The sequence below is a fragment of the Agromyces sp. Leaf222 genome, assembly GCF_001421565.1.
GTDB lineage: Bacteria > Actinomycetota > Actinomycetes > Actinomycetales > Microbacteriaceae > Agromyces.
The window spans coordinates 18,792-38,833 of record NZ_LMKQ01000002.1; the positions used below are offsets into that span (position 1 = coordinate 18,792).

Annotated in this window: 16 protein-coding genes; 5 read left to right on the forward strand and 11 right to left on the reverse strand. The window is 72.2% G+C overall.

Features of this window, described 5'->3' with window-relative positions:
* Positions 1-81: 81 nt before the first annotated feature.
* The 4 genes from narI to ASE68_RS15110 are packed head-to-tail and all read right to left on the reverse strand — an operon-like array spanning position 82 to position 6,942.
* On the reverse strand, positions 82-849 hold the full coding sequence (gene narI, locus ASE68_RS15095; protein WP_055861517.1) for a respiratory nitrate reductase subunit gamma: 768 nt from the start codon (positions 847-849) through the stop codon (positions 82-84).
* Positions 849-1,559, reverse strand: coding sequence for a nitrate reductase molybdenum cofactor assembly chaperone (narJ, locus tag ASE68_RS15100; RefSeq protein WP_055861522.1), 711 nt, complete (start codon positions 1,557-1,559; stop codon positions 849-851). The genes narI and narJ overlap by 1 nt, the downstream gene beginning before the upstream one ends.
* On the reverse strand, positions 1,556-3,196 hold the full coding sequence (narH, locus tag ASE68_RS15105; protein ID WP_055861524.1) for a nitrate reductase subunit beta: 1,641 nt from the start codon (positions 3,194-3,196) through the stop codon (positions 1,556-1,558). The genes narJ and narH overlap by 4 nt, the downstream gene beginning before the upstream one ends.
* Positions 3,196-6,942 carry a nitrate reductase subunit alpha gene (locus ASE68_RS15110; RefSeq protein WP_055861527.1) on the reverse strand — a complete coding sequence of 1,249 codons (3,747 nt, stop codon included), beginning with the start codon at positions 6,940-6,942 and terminating at the stop codon, positions 3,196-3,198. The genes narH and ASE68_RS15110 overlap by 1 nt, the downstream gene beginning before the upstream one ends.
* 267 nt (positions 6,943-7,209) lie before the next feature.
* On the opposite strand from ASE68_RS15110, the gene ASE68_RS15115 reads away from it, so the two are divergent.
* Positions 7,210-8,451, forward strand: a complete 1,242-nt coding sequence (locus tag ASE68_RS15115; RefSeq protein ID WP_082462388.1) for a NarK/NasA family nitrate transporter — start codon at positions 7,210-7,212, stop codon at positions 8,449-8,451.
* A 59-nt stretch (positions 8,452-8,510) separates the two neighbouring features.
* On the opposite strand, the gene ASE68_RS15120 is transcribed toward ASE68_RS15115, so the two are convergent.
* From ASE68_RS15120 to glp, 3 genes are read right to left on the reverse strand one after another with little or no spacing between them, the layout of a single operon-like run.
* Positions 8,511-8,789, reverse strand: coding sequence for a DUF6457 domain-containing protein (locus ASE68_RS15120; RefSeq protein ID WP_055861530.1), 279 nt, complete (start codon positions 8,787-8,789; stop codon positions 8,511-8,513).
* Complete coding sequence (locus ASE68_RS15125) at positions 8,786-9,517, reverse strand: molybdenum cofactor guanylyltransferase (protein ID WP_055861532.1); 732 nt, start codon at positions 9,515-9,517, stop codon at positions 8,786-8,788. Before ASE68_RS15125 ends, ASE68_RS15120 begins: the two co-directional genes overlap by 4 nt.
* On the reverse strand, positions 9,514-10,821 hold the full coding sequence (gene glp / locus ASE68_RS15130) for a gephyrin-like molybdotransferase Glp (protein ID WP_082462389.1): 1,308 nt from the start codon (positions 10,819-10,821) through the stop codon (positions 9,514-9,516). The genes ASE68_RS15125 and glp overlap by 4 nt, the downstream gene beginning before the upstream one ends.
* A 121-nt stretch (positions 10,822-10,942) precedes the next feature.
* On the opposite strand from glp, the gene ASE68_RS15135 reads away from it, so the two are divergent.
* The 3 genes from ASE68_RS15135 to ASE68_RS15145 are packed head-to-tail and all read left to right on the forward strand — an operon-like array spanning position 10,943 to position 12,608.
* Positions 10,943-11,533 carry a molybdopterin-dependent oxidoreductase gene (locus ASE68_RS15135; protein WP_055861535.1) on the forward strand — a complete coding sequence of 197 codons (591 nt, stop codon included), beginning with the start codon at positions 10,943-10,945 and terminating at the stop codon, positions 11,531-11,533.
* Positions 11,530-12,351 (forward strand): FAD-binding oxidoreductase, encoded by an 822-nt coding sequence (locus ASE68_RS15140; protein ID WP_235481027.1) that lies wholly within the window; start codon positions 11,530-11,532, stop codon positions 12,349-12,351. Before ASE68_RS15135 ends, ASE68_RS15140 begins: the two co-directional genes overlap by 4 nt.
* Complete coding sequence (locus tag ASE68_RS15145) at positions 12,351-12,608, forward strand: DUF6510 family protein (protein ID WP_055861538.1); 258 nt, start codon at positions 12,351-12,353, stop codon at positions 12,606-12,608. Before ASE68_RS15140 ends, ASE68_RS15145 begins: the two co-directional genes overlap by 1 nt.
* A gap of 62 nt (positions 12,609-12,670) precedes the next feature.
* Here the strand turns inward: ASE68_RS15145 and hutI are convergent, their stop codons facing one another.
* The 4 genes from hutI to hutH form a co-directional block, all read right to left on the reverse strand.
* Positions 12,671-13,957, reverse strand: a complete 1,287-nt coding sequence (gene hutI, locus ASE68_RS15150) for an imidazolonepropionase (RefSeq protein WP_055861541.1) — start codon at positions 13,955-13,957, stop codon at positions 12,671-12,673.
* Between the two features lie 4 nt (positions 13,958-13,961).
* The gene (gene hutU / locus ASE68_RS15155; RefSeq protein ID WP_055861544.1) at positions 13,962-15,659 is read right to left on the reverse strand and encodes a urocanate hydratase; all 1,698 of its coding nucleotides are present in this window, start codon (positions 15,657-15,659) and stop codon (positions 13,962-13,964) included.
* A 185-nt stretch (positions 15,660-15,844) separates the two neighbouring features.
* Entirely contained in the window at positions 15,845-17,248 is a 1,404-nt protein-coding gene (locus tag ASE68_RS15160; RefSeq protein ID WP_082462390.1) for a M23 family metallopeptidase, read from the reverse strand.
* A 302-nt stretch (positions 17,249-17,550) separates the two neighbouring features.
* Positions 17,551-19,149 carry a histidine ammonia-lyase gene (hutH, locus tag ASE68_RS15170; RefSeq protein WP_055861550.1) on the reverse strand — a complete coding sequence of 533 codons (1,599 nt, stop codon included), beginning with the start codon at positions 19,147-19,149 and terminating at the stop codon, positions 17,551-17,553.
* A gap of 82 nt (positions 19,150-19,231) precedes the next feature.
* On the opposite strand from hutH, the gene ASE68_RS15175 reads away from it, so the two are divergent.
* Positions 19,232-20,014, forward strand: a complete 783-nt coding sequence (locus tag ASE68_RS15175; RefSeq protein ID WP_055861553.1) for an IclR family transcriptional regulator — start codon at positions 19,232-19,234, stop codon at positions 20,012-20,014.
* Positions 20,015-20,042 lie beyond the last annotated feature (28 nt).

The following is a 20,042-nucleotide window of genomic DNA, read 5'->3' on the forward strand; positions in this document are numbered from 1 at the left end:
CCTGTGGAGGAGGCGACGGGGTGCTGGGTGCGGGGCTGGTCTCGATACGGCGCGGGCGCGCCTCCTCGACCGGCGGGTCGGTCAGCGACGAGCCTTGGCGGCCTTCTTGGCGTCTTGAGGGGTGGCGACGGGCTCCCAGCCGCGGCGCGGCGGGCGGTTCGACCGGTTGTCGTCGCGCGAACGGTAGACGATGTACGGCCGGAAGAAGTAGCCGACCGGCGCCGAGAAGACGTGCACGAGCCGGGTGAACGGCCACAGTGCGAACAAGGCCGTGGCGCAGAGTACGTGCAGTTGGAACGCGAGCGGCACCCCCGCCATGAGCTCCGGCTGGGGCTGCAGGAAGATGAGGCTCCGCAGCCACGGCGAGACCGTGCCGCGGTACTCGTAGCCGGGGCCGAGCACCTGGAACATCACGGTCGCCGCGGTGCCGAAGAGGATGGTCGCACCGAGGAAGACGTACATCGTCTTGTCCATGCGGGTCGTCGCGAGGAACACCGGGCCGATGCTGCGGCGACGGTGTATCAGGATGATGAGGCCGGCGATGGTCAGGAGGGCAGCCGCCGACCCGAGCACGGTCGCACCGATGTGGTATATGTGTTCGTCGATGCCGATGGCGTCCAGCCACTCCGCCGGGATCAACAGGCCCACGACGTGGCCGGCGAGCACGAACAGGATGCCGAGGTGGAACATCGGCGACCCCCACCGCAGCAGGCGGTTCTCATAGGTCTGGCTCGACCTGGTCGTCCACCCGAACTTGTCGTAGCGGTACCTCCAGATGTGGCCGACCACGAACACCGCGAACGCGGCGTACGGGAACGCGACCCACAGCAGCACATCGAGCGGACTCATCAGCGCACCTCCCCACTTGGACGGCCGACCGGGATGAACGGCGGCAGCTCCACCGGCCCCCCGATGCCGACGGTCTCGGCGGGCGGCCCCTCGTTGATGAGGCGCAGCACACGTTCGCGCGTCGCCTCGTCGATCTCGGCGAGGGACATGCCCACCACCTCCATGAGCCGTGCATACGGGCTGCCGACGGAGAGGAGGGCGGCGCGCAGCACCTCGATGCCCTCGCGGTGCGCCGACAGCAGGCGGTCCGCGATCGGCGAGTCGCTCCGCGCGGCGAACTCGAGCACGGCCGGCAGGTAGTCGGGCAGCTCGTCGGCGTCGAACTCCCACCCGGCCTCGCGGTACGCCTCGATGAACGCCACCAGCGCGCCTCCGCGCTTGCGCGTGTCGCCGGCCTGGTAGTACGTGAGGTACATGCAGCACTTGCGCTTGAGGTCGAACGTCGCCACGTAGCGGCGTTCGCGCTCGGCGGGTTCGGTGAGCGCCGTCTCGTCGATGTAGGTCACGAGGGCGTCGCGCACGGGCGCCGGCAGGGTCAGCGCCTCGGCCCGCAGCACCGGCAACTTCGGGTCGAGGCCGGCATCGGGGTAGTCGAGCAGCAGCGACACGATCATCTGCGTGCGTGCGCGGTCGGCGCGCGACATCCGCACCGCCTTCGCGGGCTCTGGAGCGTTGCGCACCCGGATCTGCGGGGCGAGGATGCTGCTCATTCGGAGCTCTTCGGCGGGAACATGCCGGTCGGCGGGGTGCCGTTGCCGTCCCAGTTGAGCAGGTTGACCCTACCGGGAGTGGACGGGCGATCGGCCGTCTGGCGATTCTTCAGCACGTGGAAGTTCTCGACCGCGACCGGCACCGGCTGGCCGCTCGACGAGCCGAACGGGCCCGCTCCGCCCATGCCGGGGCCACCGTCGTAGTCGAGCGAGCACGCGATCTCCTCGAGCTCGCGCGCCTGCTCGACGTGCGCCGTCGGGATCACGTACCGGTCGTCGTACTTCGCGATCGCGAGCAGTCGGTACATCTCCTCGATCTTCGTGCCCGTCATGCCGACGGCCTCGGCGATGTGCTCGTTGCGCGTATCGGAGAGGTTCACGTCGCGCATGTACGAGCGCATCGCCGCGAGTCGCTTGAGCGAGCGCGCGACCGGGTCGACGTCCCCGGCCGTGAAGAGTCCGGCGAGGTACTCCATGGGGATGCGGAGCTTGTCGATCGCGGCGAACAGGTTGCGCACGTCCTCGCCGTCGGCGCCCGAGTCGGCGACCACGTCGACCACCGGCGAGAGCGGCGGGATGTACCAGACCATCGGCATCGTGCGGTACTCGGGGTGCAGCGGCAGCGCGACCCGGTACTCCTGGATGAGCTTGTGGATCGGGCTGCGCTGGGCCGCGTCGATCCAGTCCTCGGGGATGCCCTCGGCGCGCGCCGCGGCGATGACCGCCGGGTCGTGCGGGTCGAGGAACACGTCGCGCTGCGCCTCGAGCAGGTCGTGCTCGTTCTCGACCGAGGCGGCCGCAGCCACCCGGTCGGCGTCGTAGAGCACGAGGCCGAGGTAGCGCAGGCGCCCCACGCAGGTCTCGGAGCACACCGTCGGCAGGCCGACCTCGAGGCGCGGGTAGCAGAGCGTGCACTTCTCGGCCTTGCCGGTCTTGTGGTTGAAGTAGACCTTCTTGTACGGGCAGCCCGAGACGCACATGCGCCAGCCGCGGCACGCGTCCTGATCGACGAGCACGATGCCGTCCTCGACGCGCTTGTACATCGCGCCCGACGGGCAGGACGCCACGCACGACGGGTTCAGGCAGTGCTCGCAGATGCGGGGCAGGTAGAACATGAAGGTCTGCTCGAACTCCATGGCCACGTGCTCGCTCATGTGCTGCAGGATCGGGTCGTCCTTCGCCGTCTCCTGCGAGCCGCCGAGGTTGTCGTCCCAGTTGGCCGACCACTTGATCGCCATGTCGTCGCCGGTCAACAGGCTCTTGGGCTTCGCGACGGGCGTGTTCGCGCTCGCCGGCGAGTTCAGGAGCATGTCGTACTCGTAGGTCCAGGGCTCGTAATAGTCCTGGATCTCGGGCAGCTTCGGGTTCGAGAAGATGTGCGCGATCTTCGAGAACCGGCCGCCGGCCCTGAGCTTCAGGCGGCCGCGCTTCGTGCGCTCCCAGCCGCCCTTCCACTTCTCCTGGTCCTCGTAGCCGCGCGGATACCCGATGCCGGGCCGGGTCTCGACGTTGTTGAACCACACGTACTCGACCCCGGTGCGGTTGGTCCACGCCTGCTTGCAGGTGACGCTGCAGGTGTGACATCCGATGCACTTGTCGAGGTTCATGACCATCGACATCTGAGCCATGACCTTCATCAGTACTCCACCTTCTGGCTGCGTCGACGGATGACCGTCACTTCGTCTCGCTGGTTGCCCGTCGGGCCGAGGTAGTTGAACGCGAACGCGAGCTGCGCGTACCCGCCGATCAGGTGGCTCGGCTTCAGCAGGATGCGAGTCAGCGAGTTATGGATGCCGCCGCGCTGCCCGCTCGTCTCGGTGCGGGGCACGTCGACCGTGCGATCCTTCGCGTGGTACATGTACACCGTGCCCTCCGGCATGCGGTGCGACACGATCGCTCGGGCGACGACGACGCCGTTTCGGTTGTACGACTCGATCCACTCGTTGTCGCGGACCCCGATCTTGTCGGCGTCCTGCGGACTCATCCAGATCGTCGGGCCGCCTCGCGAGAGCGAGAGCATGAAGAGGTTGTCCTGGTACTCGGAGTGGATCGACCACTTCGAGTGCGGGGTCAGGTAGCGCACGGCGACCTCGGCATGACCGGATGCCGCGGGGTCGCCGGTCGGCGCCGTCGAGCCGGGCACGGGGTCGGCGAAGAGCCGGTGCAGGTCGAGTGGCGGGCGGTACACGGGCAGTTGCTCGCCGAGCTCGGTCATCCAGTCGTGGTCGAGGAAGAAGTGCATGCGGCCGGTGAGGGTGTGCCACGGCTTCAGGTGCTCGACGTTGATCGAGAAGGCCGTGTAGCGGCGCCCGCCGTGCTCGGAGCCCGACCACTCGGGGCTCGTGATGACCGACACGGGCCTGGCCTGCACGTCGGCGAACACGATGTGCGAGCCCTCGTGGTCTTCGGCGAGCTGCGCGATGCGCTGACCCGTGTGCTTCTCGAGCTTGCGGAAGCCCTGCACCGCGAGTCGGCCGTTCGTGGTGCCCGAGAGCGCGAGGATCATCTCGCAGACCTTGACGTCGGTGTCGAGGCGGGTCATGCCGGCGGTCGGCCCGTCGGCCACGGTGCCGTTGCGCCGTGCGAGGTCCGCGAGTTCGGGCGTGGGGTCGTAGGTGATGCCCTTGGTGGTCATGCCGGCCTTGGCCGTGAGCGGCCCGAGGGCGGCGAGCCTGGCCGCGGTCGCCGGGTAATCGCGTTCGACGACGATGAGCTTCGGCATCGTGACGCCCGGCACGAGCGGCGCCCCGTCGACGACCGTGCCGTTCGGCGTGGCCATCGCGTCGGGGGTGTCGTGCTGCAGCGGCGCGGCGACGAGGTCGCGGCGCACCCCGAGGTGCACGGCGGCGAACTCGCTGAAGCGCTTCGCGATCACGTGGAACAGGTCGAAGTCGGTCTTCGTCTGCCACGGCGGGTCGATCGCCGGGCTGAACGAGTGCACGAACGGGTGCATGTCGGTCGAGGAGAGGTCGTGCTTCTCGTACCAGGTCGCCGCAGGCAGCACGATGTCGGAGAAGAGCGTCGTGCTCGTCATGCGGAAGTCGGCGGTCACGAGCAGGTCGACCTTGCCGCGCGGGGCCTCGTCGCGCCAGGCGATCGACGTCGGGCGGCGGCCCGGCTCGGACTCGCTCGCGCGCACCGCGGAGTCGGTGCCGAGCAGGTGCTTGAGAAAGTACTCGTTGCCCTTGCCCGACGAGCCGAGGATGTTCGCACGCCAGACCGTGACGATCCGCGGGAAGTTCGCCGGGTCGTCGGGGTCCTCGCACGCGAACTTCAGCGACCCGTCCTCGAGCGAGTCGATGACGTGCTGCGCGGGCTCCTTGCCCGCGGCCCGCGCCTCGTCGACGAGGTCGAGCGGGTTGCGGTCGAAGGTCGGGTAGCTCGGCATCCAGCCGCGCTTGGCGGACTCGACCAGGCAGTCGGCCGTCGTGCGGCCCGCGAACAGGCCGGACCCGAGCGGCGTCGAGAGGGCATCGGCGGGCATGCCGTCGTAGCGCCACTGGTCGGTCGCGAGGTACCAGAAGGCCGTGCCGATCATCGCGCGCGGCGGGCGGTTCCAGTCCGCGGCGCCGGCGTACTGGTTGTAGCCCGTGATCGGGCGCACCTTCTCCTGGCCGACGTAGTGCGCCCAGCCGCCGCCGTTGACGCCCTGGCAGCCCGTCATCGTGGTGAGCGCGAGGAACGTGCGGTAGATCGTGTCGGAGTGGAACCAGTGGTTCGTGCCGGCCCCCATGAGGATCATCGACCGGCCGCCGCTCTGCTCGGCGTTGTCGGCGAACTCGCGACCGATGCGCGCGGCCTGCGCGGCGGGCACCGAGGTGATCTCCTCCTGCCACGCGGGCGTTCCGGGCGACGAGGCGTCGTCGTAGCCGGTCGGCCACTCGCCGGGCAGGCCCTCGCGGCCCACGCCGTACTGCGCGAGCAGCAGGTCGAACACGGTCGTGACCGTGCGGCCGGCGACGGTCGTCACGGGCACGCCCCGACGGATGCCGCCCGCACCGCCCTGGTGCTCGGCACCGGGTTCGGGCGCGAGGTCGAAGCGCGGCAGTGAGACCTCGGCCGCGGCGCCCGCCCAGGTCGGCAGGTCGGCGATCGAGAGCGCCGGGTCGACGTCTCCGAGGTCGAGGTTCCACGAGCCCTCGTCGGATGCCGCGTACCGGTGTCCGATCGACCCGTTCGGCACGACGGGGGTGCCGTCGGCGTCGAGCAGGACGGTCTTGAAGTTCGCGTGCTCGGCCGCGGCATCCGTCCCGCCGAGGTCTGAGGCGGTGAGGAACTTGCCGGGCACGAGCCCGTCGGCGTGAGGTTCGAGCGTCACGAGGTACGGGGCATCCGCATAGCGCTTGAGGTAGTCGGCGAAGCGCTCGGTGCGCCGGTCGACGAGGAACTCCTTGAGGATCACGTGCCCCATCGCCATCGCCAGGGCCGCGTCGGTGCCGGGGTGCGGTGCGAGCCACTCGTCGGCGAACTTCGTGTTGTCGGCGTAGTCGGGCGAGACCGTGATGACCTTCTGGCCCCGATAGCGCGCCTCGGTCATGAAGTGCGCGTCGGGCGTTCGCGTGACCGGCACGTTCGAGCCCCACATCATGAGGTAGGTCGAGTTCCACCAGTCGGCCGACTCGGGCACGTCGGTCTGGTCGCCGAACACCTGGGGGCTCGCGACCGGCAGGTCGGCGTACCAGTCGTAGAACGAGAGCATCGTGCCGCCGATGAGGTTCATGAACCGAGCACCGGCGCCGTGCGAGACCATCGACATCGCCGGGATCGGCGAGAAGCCCGCGATGCGGTCGGGGCCGTACGTCTTGATCGTGTGCACGTGGGCGGCGGCGACGATCTCGGCCGCCTCGTCCCAGGTGGTGCGCACGAGTCCGCCCTTGCCGCGCGAGCGTTTGTAGGCGACGGATGTCTCGGGGTCGTCCACGACCTCCGCCCACGCCAGCACGGGGTCGCCGACGCGCGCCTTGGCCTCCCGGTAGGCCGCGGCCAGCACGTCCCGGATGTACGGGTATCGGACCCGGGTCGGCGAGTACGTGTACCAGCTGAAGGCGGCGCCCCTGGGGCATCCGCGGGGCTCGTACTCGGGGGAGTCGGGGCCGACGCTCGGATAGTCGGTCTGCTGCGTCTCCCACGTGATGATGCCGTCCTTGACGTACACCTTCCAGGAGCACGAGCCCGTGCAGTTCACGCCGTGCGTCGAGCGCACCACCTTGTCGTGCGACCAGCGGTCGCGGTAGAACACGTCGCCCTGACGGCCGCCCTCCAGCGTGACCGTGCGCTGGTCGGCCGAGAAGGTGCCCGGCCGCAGGAAACGTCCCATCGAGAGGAGGGTGGAGGCGAGCGGGCCGTCGGTCGCGGGCTCCGTGCGGCGGGCGGTGTCGGTCATCTCAGCCTTCCCTCGAAGAGTCTCTCGGGTCAGGTGGTGACGAGTTCGTCCGCGCCCCCACACGTCCTGCCATCATTCTGCTGAATCTTCGCTCGATTGGGAAGGAACATCTTCGCCCGCGCGCGTCGCGACTGCGGGAATCGTGAGAACGATGCGTGCGCCGCGGCCGACCGGCCGGTACTGTCTGCCTCAGGAAGTGTCACGATTTCCATTCGCTGGGGGGCAGCATGACTCGCTGGGGGGCAGCATGACTCGCTGGGGGGCAGCATGACCGCATCGTCGACGCAGACGGCCGGCGCCGGGGGCGCCGCCGGGCCGGAGTTGCGGGGGCAGCTCGGACAGGTGCTGCTGGCGACCATCGCGTCGACGGCCGGATTCTGGGCCTGGATGCTCATCGCGCCGTTGCAGAAGACCTACGCCGACGAACTCGGGCTCGACGAGGGGCAGATCTCGCTCATGCTCGCGACGCCGGTGCTCGTGGGTGCGCTCGGCCGCATCGTCACGGGTGCGCTCACCGACCGCTTCGGCGGGCGCAAGATGTTCACCGCGGTGCTGCTGATCTCGGCGCCGGCCGTGCTGCTGGTCGCGCTCGCCGGCGAGATCAAGAGCTTCCCGCTCCTGCTCGTGGCGGGCTTCTACCTCGGTGTCGCGGGCACGATCTTCGCGGTCGGCGTGCCGTTCGCCAGCGCCTGGTACGAACCGAAGCGCCGCGGGTTCGCGAACGGCGTGTTCGGCATGGGCATGATCGGCACGGCTGTGTCGGCCTTCCTCACGCCCCGCCTCGCCGAGTCGATCGGATTCTTTCCGACCCACCTGCTGGTTGCGGGGGTCCTGGTCGTCATGGCGGGCATCGTCTGGCTCTTCCTGCGCGACTCGCCCGCGTGGGAGTCGAGCCGGCAGCCGCTCATCCCGAAGGTCAAGGGGGCGCTGAAGCTCCGGATCACGTGGGAGATGGCGTTCCTCTACGGCATCGTGTTCGGCGGGTTCGTCGCGTTCTCGACGTTCCTGCCGAAGTACCTCACGACGATCTACCCCGACGACGTCGACCCCGTGGGCGCCGGCACCCGCACGGCGCTGTTCGCGGTCGCCGCGGTGGTCGCCAGGCCGATCGGCGGCGCGCTCTCGGACCGCGTGGGGCCGAAGGTCATCTCGCTGATCTCGCTCGCGGGCATCGTCTCGCTCGCGTACATCGTGGGGCAGCAACCGCCCGAGGGCATCCTCACGGGCGTCACGTTCATCCTCATGGCGGCCGCGATGGGCCTCGGCATGGGCGCCGTGTTCGCCTGGATCGGCCCGTCGACCCCGAAGGACAAGGTCGGCGCGGTCACCGGCGTCGTGGCGGCGGCGGGCGGCCTCGGCGGCTACTTCCCGCCGCTCGTCATGGGCGCGACCTACAACGCCGAGACGAACTCCTACGCGCTGGGCCTCTGGCTGCTCGTGATCGTCGGTGCGGCCGCGCTGGTCGTGGCCGGCATGCTGAAGGACGCGCGACCGGGCGGGAAGGGCTGAGCCCGACCGAGCGCGAGGGCTCGGCCCTTGTGCTCGGTCGCGGAGGTCGGGGGTCGGGCTCAGCCGTCGGCGCGCGTTCCGATGCGATCGGCGACCTCGCTCGCGGTGCCGGTCGCCGTGCCGCGACCGACCGCGAGACCGATCATGAACGCCGTCACGGGGCCCGCGGGGCGGGCCACGCCGTGGGCGACCCTGCGCGTGAGGTCGAGGATGTCGCCGACGGGCACATCTGCCGGGTCGAGTCCGAGTTCGGCGGCGATCTCGGCCACCCACGCATCGAGGTCGGCGGGGGCGGGCGGGTTCGGATTGGGGTTCGGGTTGGGCGCGTCGGGCGTCATGGGGTGCTCCTCGGGTCGGGTCGAAGGGATTCGGACGAGCGGATGTCGGCGCGCTCACGAGCGCGGGTGAGGTCCGCCCACGTGTCGACGTCTTCGGCGGTGCCGTCGTCGGCGATCTCGGTGAGGTCGAGCCCGTCGACCAGATGGCGCATGGCGGCTCCGTCGGGGCCGCGGTCGAGCACGGCGAAGGCCCGGTCGAGGGCGGCACGGGCGTAGATCGCCGTGAGCCACTGGGTGCGGCCGTCGGCATCGACGAGGCAGACGCCGTCGGCGGTGTCGTGCTGGCCGCGTCCGTCGAGCAGGCGCTCGACCGCGGCGGTGGCCTGCGGGAGGTCGCAGGCGAGCACGAGCACGTCGGCGTCGGCGTCGGGGTCGGGGTCGGGCGAAGCGTGCTGGTCTCGAGACGCTTCGCTCCTCGACCGGCGGAGGGCGGCGAGTCCGGCGGCGATCGCGGCGACGGGACCGCCGAAGGGGGGATCCTCGCGCACGACCAGGCATCCGGGGGCATGCAGCGACGAGGGGCCGACCACGACGATGCTCCGGGCTCCGGCGCGACGAGCGGCGTCGATCGCGAGATCGAGGAGCGTGCGCTCGCCGACGGTCTGCTCTGGCTTGCTCGTGCCGTCGAGCCTGGTCGCCCGCCCGCCGGCGAGGAGCACGGCGTCGAGGGGGCGGGTCGCGGCATCCGTCATCGCCCGATCGTCGCGCTCGGCCCCGTGGTCGATCACGGGGTCACCAGGACCTCGACGACGTCGCCCGTTTCGACGCGCGAGACATGCTCGGGCACGATCGCGAATCCGGATGCCGCGGCGAGGCCCCCGGAGAGGTGCGAGCCCGTGCCGCCGCGCGTCGCGGGCCGCACGGCGTCGCCGTCCACGCCGGCGCCCTCGCCCGGCTCGACGAACGCGACGGGCATCATCTGGAGGCGCCCGGCCGGCGAGTCCCAGCCGGTCTCGGCGGTCGCGCGCACCCGGCGTCGCTGCACGTCGTTCCGACCCTGCAGCGCGAGCAGTGCGGGGCGCACGAACACCTCGAACGAGACGGCGACCGCGACCGGGTTGCCGGGCAGCCCGAACACGGGCGTGCCGCCGGCGAGACGCCCGAAGGCCTGCGGAGACCCGGGCTGCATGGCCACGCGCACGAAATCGACCGTGCCCGGGTCCGCGAGCACGCGCCGCACGACGTCGTAGGCGCCGACGCTCACGCCCCCGGTGAACACGACGGCATCGGCCGGCTCGCGTTCGTCGAGCCAGGCGAGCAGCAGCGCCTCGTCGTCGGGCATGCGCACGACCTCGACGACCTCGCAGCCGGTCTCGCGCACGAGCCCCGCGAGCAGGAGCGAGTTCGAGTCGGGGATGCGACCCGGATGCAGCGGCTCGCCGGGTTCGGTGAGCTCGCTGCCCGTGGCGACGACCGCGACGCGGGGCCGGCGCACGACCTCGAGCGTGCCGTGGCCGGCGGTGGCGGCGGCCGCGACCTGGCGCGGGCCGAGGAGCGTTCCCGCCGCGAGGAGCGGGTCGCCGACTCGCAGGTCGTCCCCCGCGCGCCGGATGTGGCGGCCGAGGTCGGGCATGCTGAACACCTGCACGGCGGGAGTCGCGCTCGTCGGCTGACCGCCGTCGGTGCGCTCGACCGGCACCACGGTGTCGGCGCCGGCGGGCACCGGCGCTCCGGTCATGATGCGCGCGGCCTCGCCGGGGCCGAGCGGCGGCGCGTGGTGCGCATCGGGCGAACCGGCCGCATGGTCGGCGACCACGCGCAGCGCGACCGGAGTCTCGGGCGTCGCGGACGCGGCATCCGCGCACCGCACGGCGAAGCCGTCCATGGCCGAGTTGTCGAAGGGCGGCGAGGCGACCACGGCCGCGACGGAGGTCGCGAGCACCCGCCCCGCGGCATCCGCGAGTCGCACGGTCTCGACCCGGTCGACCCGCACGCCGGCGTCGGCTCGGACCTCGGCCAGCACCCGCTCGAGGTGCTGCGCGACCGGGATCAGGGTGGCCGTCTCGTGGAACGCGGCCCGCGTGCTCGCCATGGGTCTACGGTATCGCCGACCCCGGGTCGTGCGATGACCGGTGACAGGCGCGCGTCACGTGGGTATCGTCGGGCGGGGGAGCCGAGCAGCACCAGTCGCAGTCGAGCGGGAGGAAGTGCGGATGTCGTTCATCACACGAGGATTCGGCGGCAGGGAGCGCGAGCGCGACGACCGGCTGCCGCCAGGCCAGACGCTCGTGCACGACTTCCCGGTGCTCTCGGCGGGGCCGACCCCCGAGGTCGACACCGCCGAGTGGGAACTGCGGATCGTGACCGAGGGCGCGACCCATCGGTGGTCGTGGGACGAGTTCAACGCGCTGCCGGCCGAAGACGTGAACACCGACATCCACTGCGTGACGCACTGGACCAAGCTCGGCACGAGCTGGCGCGGCGTCTCGCTCGACACGCTCTTCGAGAACGTCGAGTCGCAGTTCGACTTCGTCATGGCGCACAGCTACGGCGGGTACACGACCAACGTGCCGCTCGACGAGCTGCTCAACGGGCAGGCCTGGGTCGTGACCGAGTTCGACGGCGAACCGCTCGACCCCGAGCACGGCGGCCCGGCCCGCCTCATCGTGCCGCACCTGTACTTCTGGAAGAGCGCGAAGTGGGTGCGCTCGCTCGTCATGATGCCGCGCGACGACCCCGGGTTCTGGGAGCAGAACGGTTACCACATCCACGGCGACCCGTGGCAGGAGGAGCGGTACTGGTGATCGGGCGCCCCAGCGTTCCGCGGTCGGGCTGGCACCCGGCGACGGTCGTCGCGAACACGCCCGAGACCACGTCGGCCGCGCGACTCGAGCTCGAGGTCGAGGGTTGGCCCGGCAATGCCGCGGGGCAGCACCTCGACGTGCGGCTCACCGCGCCCGATGGGTACACGGCGACCCGGTCGTACTCGATCGCGTCGTCGGGCCCGGCCACGGGTGACGTGACGCGCGTCGTGCTCGCGGTCGACCGGGTGCCCGACGGCGAGGTGTCGCCGTTCCTCGTCGACGTCGCGCGCGCCGGCGACCGCGTGGAGGTGCACGGGCCGCTGGGCGCCTTCTTCGTGTGGCAGCCGGCTGCGGCCTCGGCCGCGGCTGCGGGCTCGGGCGAATCGGATGCCGCGGGCGGGCCGGTCCCCTCAGCGCCGAGGCCCGTGCAGCTCATCGCCGGCGGCTCGGGCGTCGTGCCGTTCGTCGCCATGGCGCAGGCCCACGCCGACGCCGACGACGCCACGCCCTTCCGCCTGCTGTACTCCGTGCGCACGCCGGCCGACGTGTTCTTCGCGCCCGAGTTCGAACGCCTGGTCTCGGCATCCGCCCCGTTCAGGCTCGACCTCGTCTACACGCGCGAGGCGCCCGCGGGCTGGCCGATGGCGCCCGCCCGCATCACGAGGGAGGCCCTCGCCGAGGCGGTGCTGCCGGCATCCGATGCCCCGCTCGTCTACGTGTGCGGGTCGACCGGATTCGTCGAACGCGTCGCCTCGTGGCTCATCGAACTCGGGCACGACGCCCGGGCCATTCGCACCGAACGCTTCGGAGGCACCTGATGCAGCATCTCGACGGCAACGCGCTCGCTGGAGCGCTCGCCGAATTCCTCTCGTTCGACGTGACCACCGCGATCGCCAGATGCAACGGATGCGGCGCGACCGACGAGTTCGCCCGGGCCATCGTGTTCACGAGTCCGGCCGGCACGGTCGTGCGCTGCCCGTCGTGCGACCACGTGCTCGCGACCCTCGTCGAGTCGGGCGATCGCGCCTGGCTCGGGTTCAGCGGCGTGAGCGCGATCGAGGTGCGGCGGGGCTGACGCCGGCGGCTCCGCGGCGTCAGCGTCGGCCGCGCGCTCGGGCGGCTCGACGCGTCCGGGCGTCAGCCGGCGACGAGCTCGCCGGCGGCCCAGACCCGACGCACGAGCGGCACGCCGGGCCGGTACGACAGGTGCACGTGGCTCGGCGCGTCGAGCTCGACGAGGTCGGCGCGGGCGCCAGGGCGGATCGCCCCGACGTCCGTTCGCCGCAGCGCCAGCGCGCCGCCCGCGGTCGACGCCCAGAGGGCCTCGGCCGGCGTCATGCCCATCTCGCGCACGGCCATCGCGATGCAGAACGGCAGCGAGCTCGTGAAGCTCGATCCGGGGTTGCAGTCGCTCGCGAGCGCGACCGTGACGCCCGCGTCGATGAGGCGGCGCGCGTCGGGATACGGCTGCCGGGTCGAGAACTCGACGCCGGGCAGCAGCGTCGCCACGGTTCCGGATGCCGCGAGCGCCGCGACATCCGCATCGTCGAGGTAGGTGCAGTGGTCGACGGATGCCGCGCCGAGCTCGACCGCGAGACGGACCCCGCCGCCGTGGCCCAGCTGGTTGCCGTGCACGCGGATGCCGAGGCCGGCGGCCTTGCCCGCCTCGAGCACGCGCCGCGACTGCTCCGGCGTGAAGGCGCCGCGCTCGCAGAAGGCGTCGACCCACCGGGCGTGCGGTGCGCAGGCGTCGAGCATCTCGCCGACGACGAGGTCGACGTAGGCGTCGGCGGCGCGGGCGGATGCCGCTGCGCTTCCGGGCTCGCCGAACCTCGGATCCTCGCGGAACTCGAACGGCACCACGTGCGCACCGAGGAACGTCACCTCGTCGGTGACCTCTCGGGCCAGGCGCACGAGGCGCTCCTCGTCGGCGACGCCGAGGCCGTAGCCCGACTTGACCTCGAACGTCGTCGTGCCCTGCGCGTGCAGCTCGGCGACGAAGCCCGCGAGGCGGGCGCGCAGCTCGTCGTCGGTCGCGGCGCGGGTGGCCGCGACGGTCGAGCGGATACCGCCGGCCTCGTACGCCCGGCCGGCCATGCGAGCGGCGAACTCATCGGAACGGTCCCCGCCGAACACGAGGTGCGTGTGGCTGTCGACGAACCCCGGGATGACGGCTCGGCCGCCCGCGTCGACGATGCGCGCCCCCGCTGCGTCCGCTCGCGAGTGGGCGATTCCGGCTGCGGCCGACGCCTCGAACTCGCCGGAATCGCCCACTCGCGAAGCGGGGCCGACCCACGTCACGATCCCGTCGCCGACGAGCACCGCGGCGTCGCGCACGATGCCGAGCGGCCCGCCCTCGCGGCCCGGCGCCGGCTCGTTCGTCACGAGCTCGCCGATGTTCGTGACGAGGGTGCGGCGCGACATCCGCTCAGCCCTCCTGCATGGGCACGCGCAGGCCGCGCTCGGCGGCGACCTCGCGTGCGCGCTCGTAGCCCGCGTCGACGTGGCGCATGACGCCGGTGCCCGGGTCGTTCACGAGCACGCGCGCGATCTTCTCGGCCGCGAGCTCGGTGCCGTCGGCGACGATCACCTGGCCGGCGTGGATCGAGCGGCCGATGCCGACGCCGCCGCCGTGGTGGATCGAGACCCAGGTGGCGCCCGACGCCGTGTTCAGCAGCGCGTTCAGCAGCGGCCAGTCGGCGATCGCGTCGGAGCCGTCGGCCATGGCCTCCGTCTCGCGGTAGGGGCTCGCGACCGAGCCCGAGTCGAGATGGTCGCGCCCGATGACGACGGGCGCGCTGAGCTCGCCCGAGGCGACCATCTCGTTGAACTTCAGCCCGGCGAGGTGGCGCTCCTGGTAGCCGAGCCAGCAGATGCGCGCCGGCAGGCCCTCGAAGTGCACCTTCTCGCCGGCCTGCGTGATCCAGCGGTGCAGGTGCTCGTCCTCGGGGAACAGCTCGAGGATCGCCTTGTCCGTCGCGGCGATGTCTGCCGGGTCGCCCGAGAGCGCAGCCCAGCGGAACGGGCCCTTGCCCTCGGCGAAGAGCGGGCGGATGTAGGCGGGCACGAAGCCCGGGAACGCGAACGCGCGGTCGTAGCCGCCGAGCTCTGCCTCGCGGCGGATCGAGTTGCCGTAGTCGAAGACCTCGGCACCGGCATCCTGGAACTCGACCATGGCCTGCACCTGCTTCGCCATGCTCGCCCGCGCGCGATCGGTGAAGGCCTCGGGGTCGGATGCCGCGAGCTCGTGCCACTCGGCCACGCTCACGCCCTCGGGGAGGTAGCTCAGCGGGTCGTGCGCGCTCGTCTGGTCGGTGACGATGTCGATCGCGACGCCACGCGCCAGGAGTTCGGGGAACACGGTCGCGGCGTTGCCGACGAGGCCGACGCTCAGAGGGGTGCGCGCCTCCTTCGCGGCGAGCACGCGGGCGACAGCGTCGTCGAGGTCGTCGGTCATCTCGTCGAGGTAGCCGTGTTCGACACGTCGGCGAAGACGGGACTCGTCGACGTCGACGATCAGCACGGCACCGCCGTTCATCGTCACGGCGAGCGGCTGCGCGCCGCCCATGCCGCCGCAACCGCCCGTGAGGGTCAGGGTGCCGGCGAGCGACCCGTCGAACCTGGCCCGGGCGATCGCGCCGAAGGTCTCGTACGTGCCCTGCAGGATGCCCTGCGTGCCGATGTAGATCCACGAGCCGGCCGTCATCTGGCCGTACATCGTGAGGCCCTGCTGCTCGAGCCTGCGGAACTCGGGCCACGTCGCCCAGTCGCCCACGAGGTTCGAGTTGGCGATGAGCACGCGCGGCGCCCACTCGTGGGTGCGGAACACGCCGACCGGCTTGCCCGACTGCACGAGCAGCGTCTCATCGGCCTCGAGGCCCTCGAGGGTGCGCACGATCGCGTCGAACGACTCCCAGTTGCGGGCGGCCTTGCCCGTGCCGCCGTAGACGACGAGGTCCTCGGGGCGCTCGGCGACCTCGGGGTCGAGGTTGTTCATGAGCATGCGCAACGGCGCCTCGGTCTGCCAGCTCTTCGCCGACAGCGTGGTGCCGCGGGCGGCGCGGACGGTGCGCGGGGCGTGCGCGGCGGTGCTGGCGGGCTGCTCGGTGGTCGGTGCGTCGGTCATGTCATCGATGCTCGCGCACGCGGTCGAGGGCGACAACGGATGCCGCGAGGCACGCGTCCGGGATCCCAGACGAGCCCGGCGGGCCGATGTGCAGGAGATTCGGCCTCATCCTCGCTGACAGCGGAGATGGCGCCTGATCTCCTGCACTTGGTGCGGGCGTGCGGGCGTGTGTGCGCGGACCGGCGTCAGCCGACGAGGATGCCGCGCGCCGCCATGAACGGCCGGGCGTCGACGGCGACGCCGTCGAGGCGCACCTCGAAGTGCAGGTGACAGCCCGTCGATGCGCCGGTGCTGCCCACCATGCCGATGAGCTGGCCCGCGGTCACCGAGTCGCCGGCGCTCACGAGGATGCCGCCGTCGACGAGGTGCGCGTATCCGGTGGAGACGCCGGATCCGTGGTCGATGAGGATCCAGTTGCCGTAGCTGCCGTTCGTGCGAGCCTCGACCACGACGCCGCCCGTCGCGGCGAAGACCGGGGTCGTGCAGGATGCCGCGACATCCGTGCCGCGGTGGAACTCGTTGACGCCGGCGACCGGCTTGACCGGGCGCGGGCCGAAGCCGTCGGTGAGGCGACCGCTGACCGGCTGCGACCAGCCCTGCTCACTGAGCTGACCGGAATCGGCCGGGAGCGTGTCGATGAGGGCGACGCTCTCGGCGGCGGCCTTCGCCTGCAGTCCGTCGAGCGAGGTGCGCGCGGAGGCGAGCACGATCTCGGCGTCGCTCACCTCGGCTTCGCGGTCGTCGACGGCGACGCCCTCGGCCGCGGCCCAGGCCTCTTCGGCCTTCACCTCGGCGGCGTCGGCGTCTTCATCACGTGCGGCGGCGATCTTCTCGAGTGCGGCGGCGTCGCCAGCGATCTTCGAGACCCTGGCCATGCCGGCGAGGCCGGCGAGGAGGTCTTTGCCGGAGCCGAAGACGGCGTCGAGCGAGGAGACCGAGCTGCCGTCGCCGTTGGCTGCGGCGAAGTAGGCGCGCCCCGCGGCATCCGCTTCGGCTCGGAGCTCGGCCGCGTCGTCATCGGCCTGTCGGGCGAGCGAGCGGGCGACCTCGCGGGTCGACTTGGCGTCGGCGAGCGAGGACTCCGCCTTGCGGAGCGTCGTCGTGGCCCGATCGATCGACGTGCGCGCCGCCAGCAGCGAGGTGACGTCGCGGTTCGCGCCGCTCGAGACCCGCAGCACCGGACCCTCGCCGCTGAAGACCACCGGGCCGCTCAGCACCGGCGGCGCCGGCGCGGTCACGGGCGGAGCGGGCGTCTCGGTCGGCGTCGGCGTCGGCGTGGGCTTCGGCGTCTCGGTCGGCTTCGGGGTCTCGGTGGGCTTGGGCGTCGTCGTGGGCGGAGGGGTCGTCGGCGTCGGAGTCGGTTCGGGCGTCGGCGTGGGTTCGGGAGTGGGCTCCGGCGTCGTGGTCGGCTCGGGCGTCGGGCTCGGAGCCGGGGTCTCGGAGGGCGCCGGGCTCGGCGTGGCCTCCGGCGTCGGTGTGGACTCGGTCGCCGCCGCCGCGGTCGGCTCCGGAGTCTCCTCGGCGTACGACGGGCTCGATCCGACCACGCCGACGAGGATCGTCAGGGCGATCGCGGAGACGGCGGCCACTGCACGACGACCGCCTCGCACGGCTGGCGTGCGGGGCGAATCCGGCTGAGAACGATGTGGCGTCATTGGGTCCATTCGAGCAGTCGGCCGCTCGCCGACTCCGTTCAGTCTGGCACCGAGGTCGGACCCGCACAACCGTTGAAACGTCGCCTGTGACCTGTTAAGGGGGTCCCCGGAACGACCTGTGCTCGAACGGGCACGGGCCGCGCGCGGATGGTGCAACAGGGGATGCTCGAGGCGTCATCCGCCGCCGTGCCCGGGTGCTCCGGGCCCGCGGGCGACGCCCCTCCGGCCGGCCGCGCTCAGGCGAGCGGGGCCCCGGCTGCGGCCTCCGCACGGTCGCGCACCAGGCCGTCGGCCACGAGGGCGGTGATCGCCTCGATCTCGGGCGAGAGGAATCGGTCGGGGCCCGGCACGGCGCCCACCTCGGCGACGAGCGAGACGACGGCTCCGGTCGCGGCGCCGGGCTCGAGCGGCGCGCGCAGGGCGAGTCCGCGCGAGGCCGTCATGACCTCGATCGCGAGCACGCGGGTGAGGCCGTCGATCGAGCGGCGCAGCTTGCGGGCCGCGGCCCAGCCCATCGAGACGTGGTCCTCCTGCATGGCCGACGACGGGATCGAGTCGACGGATGCCGGCACGGCGAGCCGCTTCAGCTCCGACACGATGCCCGCGGCGGTGTACTGCGCGATCATGAGGCCGGAGTCCACGCCGACCTCGTGGGCGAGGAACGGCGGCAGGCCCTGGTTGCGCGCCCGGTCGAGGAACCGGTCGGTGCGCCGCTCGCTCATCGACGCGACATCCGCCACCGCGATCGCGAGGAAGTCGAGCACGTACGCGACCGGGGCGCCGTGGAAGTTGCCGTTCGACTCGACGCGCCCGTCGGGCGTGAGCACGGGGTTGTCGATCGCGCTCGCGAGCTCGGCATCGGCGACGGATGCCGCGTGGTCGAGCGTGTCGCGGGCGGCGCCGTGCACCTGCGGGGCGCAGCGCAGCGAGTAGGCGTCCTGCACGCGGGTGCACTCTGGGCCCTTGTGGCTCGCGACGATGGGGGAGCCGGCGAGCAGGTGCCGCAGGTTCGCCGCCGAGACGGCCTGGCCGCGCTGCGGGCGCAGGCGGTGCAGGTCCTCGGCGAACACGGCGTCGGTGCCCATGAGGCCCTCGACGCTCATGGCCGCGGCGACGTCGGCGGTGGCGAGCAGCATCCGCAGGTCGTCGATGGCGAGGGCGAGCATGCCGAGCATGCCGTCGGTGCCGTTGATGAGCGCGAGGCCCTCCTTCTCGCCGAGGCGCAGCGGCGTGATGCCGGCGGCGGCGAGGGCGGTCGCGGCATCCGTCGCCTCGCCCGCCTCGTCGGTCGAGCTCGTCGAGACGCGCACCTCGCCCTCGCCCATCGCCACCAGTGCGCAGTGCGAGAGCGGCGCGAGGTCGCCCGAGCAGCCGAGCGAGCCGTACTCGCGCACGACCGGGGTGATGCCGGCGTTGAGGATCGCCGCGTACGTCTCGACGGTGACGCGGCGCACGCCGGTGCGGCCGGTCATCAGCGTCGAGAGGCGCAGCAGCATGAGTGCGCGCACGACCTCACGCTCGACCTCGGCGCCGGAGCCGGCGGCGTGCGAGCGCACGAGGCTCGCCTGCAGCTGGGCGCGGCGGTCCTCGGCGATGAACGTGGTCGCGAGCGCGCCGAAGCCCGTCGAGATGCCGTAGTGCGGCTCGGGGTCGGCCGCGAGGGCCTCGATGATGGCGCGGCTGCGCGCCACCTCGTCGAGCGCGGCGGGGTCGAGCGCGACGGATGCCCCGTGGCGGGCGACCGCGACGACCTCCTCGATGCTCAGCGGGCCGATGCCGACGGTGACGGATGCCGCGGCGGAGGTGGTCGGGTCGGCGGGCGCGATGGTGCTCATGGGTTCCATTCCACCGTGCGCCCGCGCGCGCGGGAACGCCGTGGCGTACGCTGACGTCCGGGATTCCAGACAGGGAGGTCGCATGGAGACGCCGTCGAAGGTGCCCGCCGCCGACCAGACGCTCGCGATCCTCAGCCACCTCGCGGCGCAGCGCGGACCGGTGCCGGCCGCGACCATCGCGCAGGCGCTCGGCATCCCCCGCTCGACCGTCTACCACCTGCTCGCCGTCATGGCCGAGCGCGGCTTCGTCGTGCACCTGCCCGAGGAGCGCCGGTACGGGCTCGGCATCTCGGCGTTCGAGCTCTCGAGCGGGTTCAGCCGTCAACAGCCGCTCACCCGGCTCGGCCGCCCACTCGTCGCGGCGCTCGTCGACCGCCTCGGCGAGAGCGGGCACCTCGCGGTACTGCACGGGCGCGACGTGCTCTACCTCGTCGAGGAGCGCGCGCCGCGCCGCCCGTCGCTCGTGACCGACGTCGGCGTGCGCCTTCCGGCGCACCTCACCGCGACCGGTAGGGCCATGCTCGCCGAACTGCCGCCGGCCCAGCTGCGCGCGCTCTACCCCGATCGCGCGGCGTTCGCGTCGCGGCATCCGTCATCGGAGGCGGATGCCGCGGATTGGTCGTACGGGCGCCTGAAACGCGTGCTCGCCGAGGTGCGCACGCGCGGCTGGGCCGGCGAGGACGGCGAGGTCACGCCCGGGCTGGCATCGGCCGGCGCGCCCGTCGTCGACCACCTCGGCTGGCCGGCCGCGGCGATCGCCGTCACGTACCCCGACGACGCCGATGCCGAGCTGCGCGACCGGGTCGTCGCCGAGGTGCTCGAGGCCGCCGCGACGCTGGCGAGGCGCATCGGCGGCGGCCGCTGACGACCCCTCGGTCGTCCGGCAGGCGTTC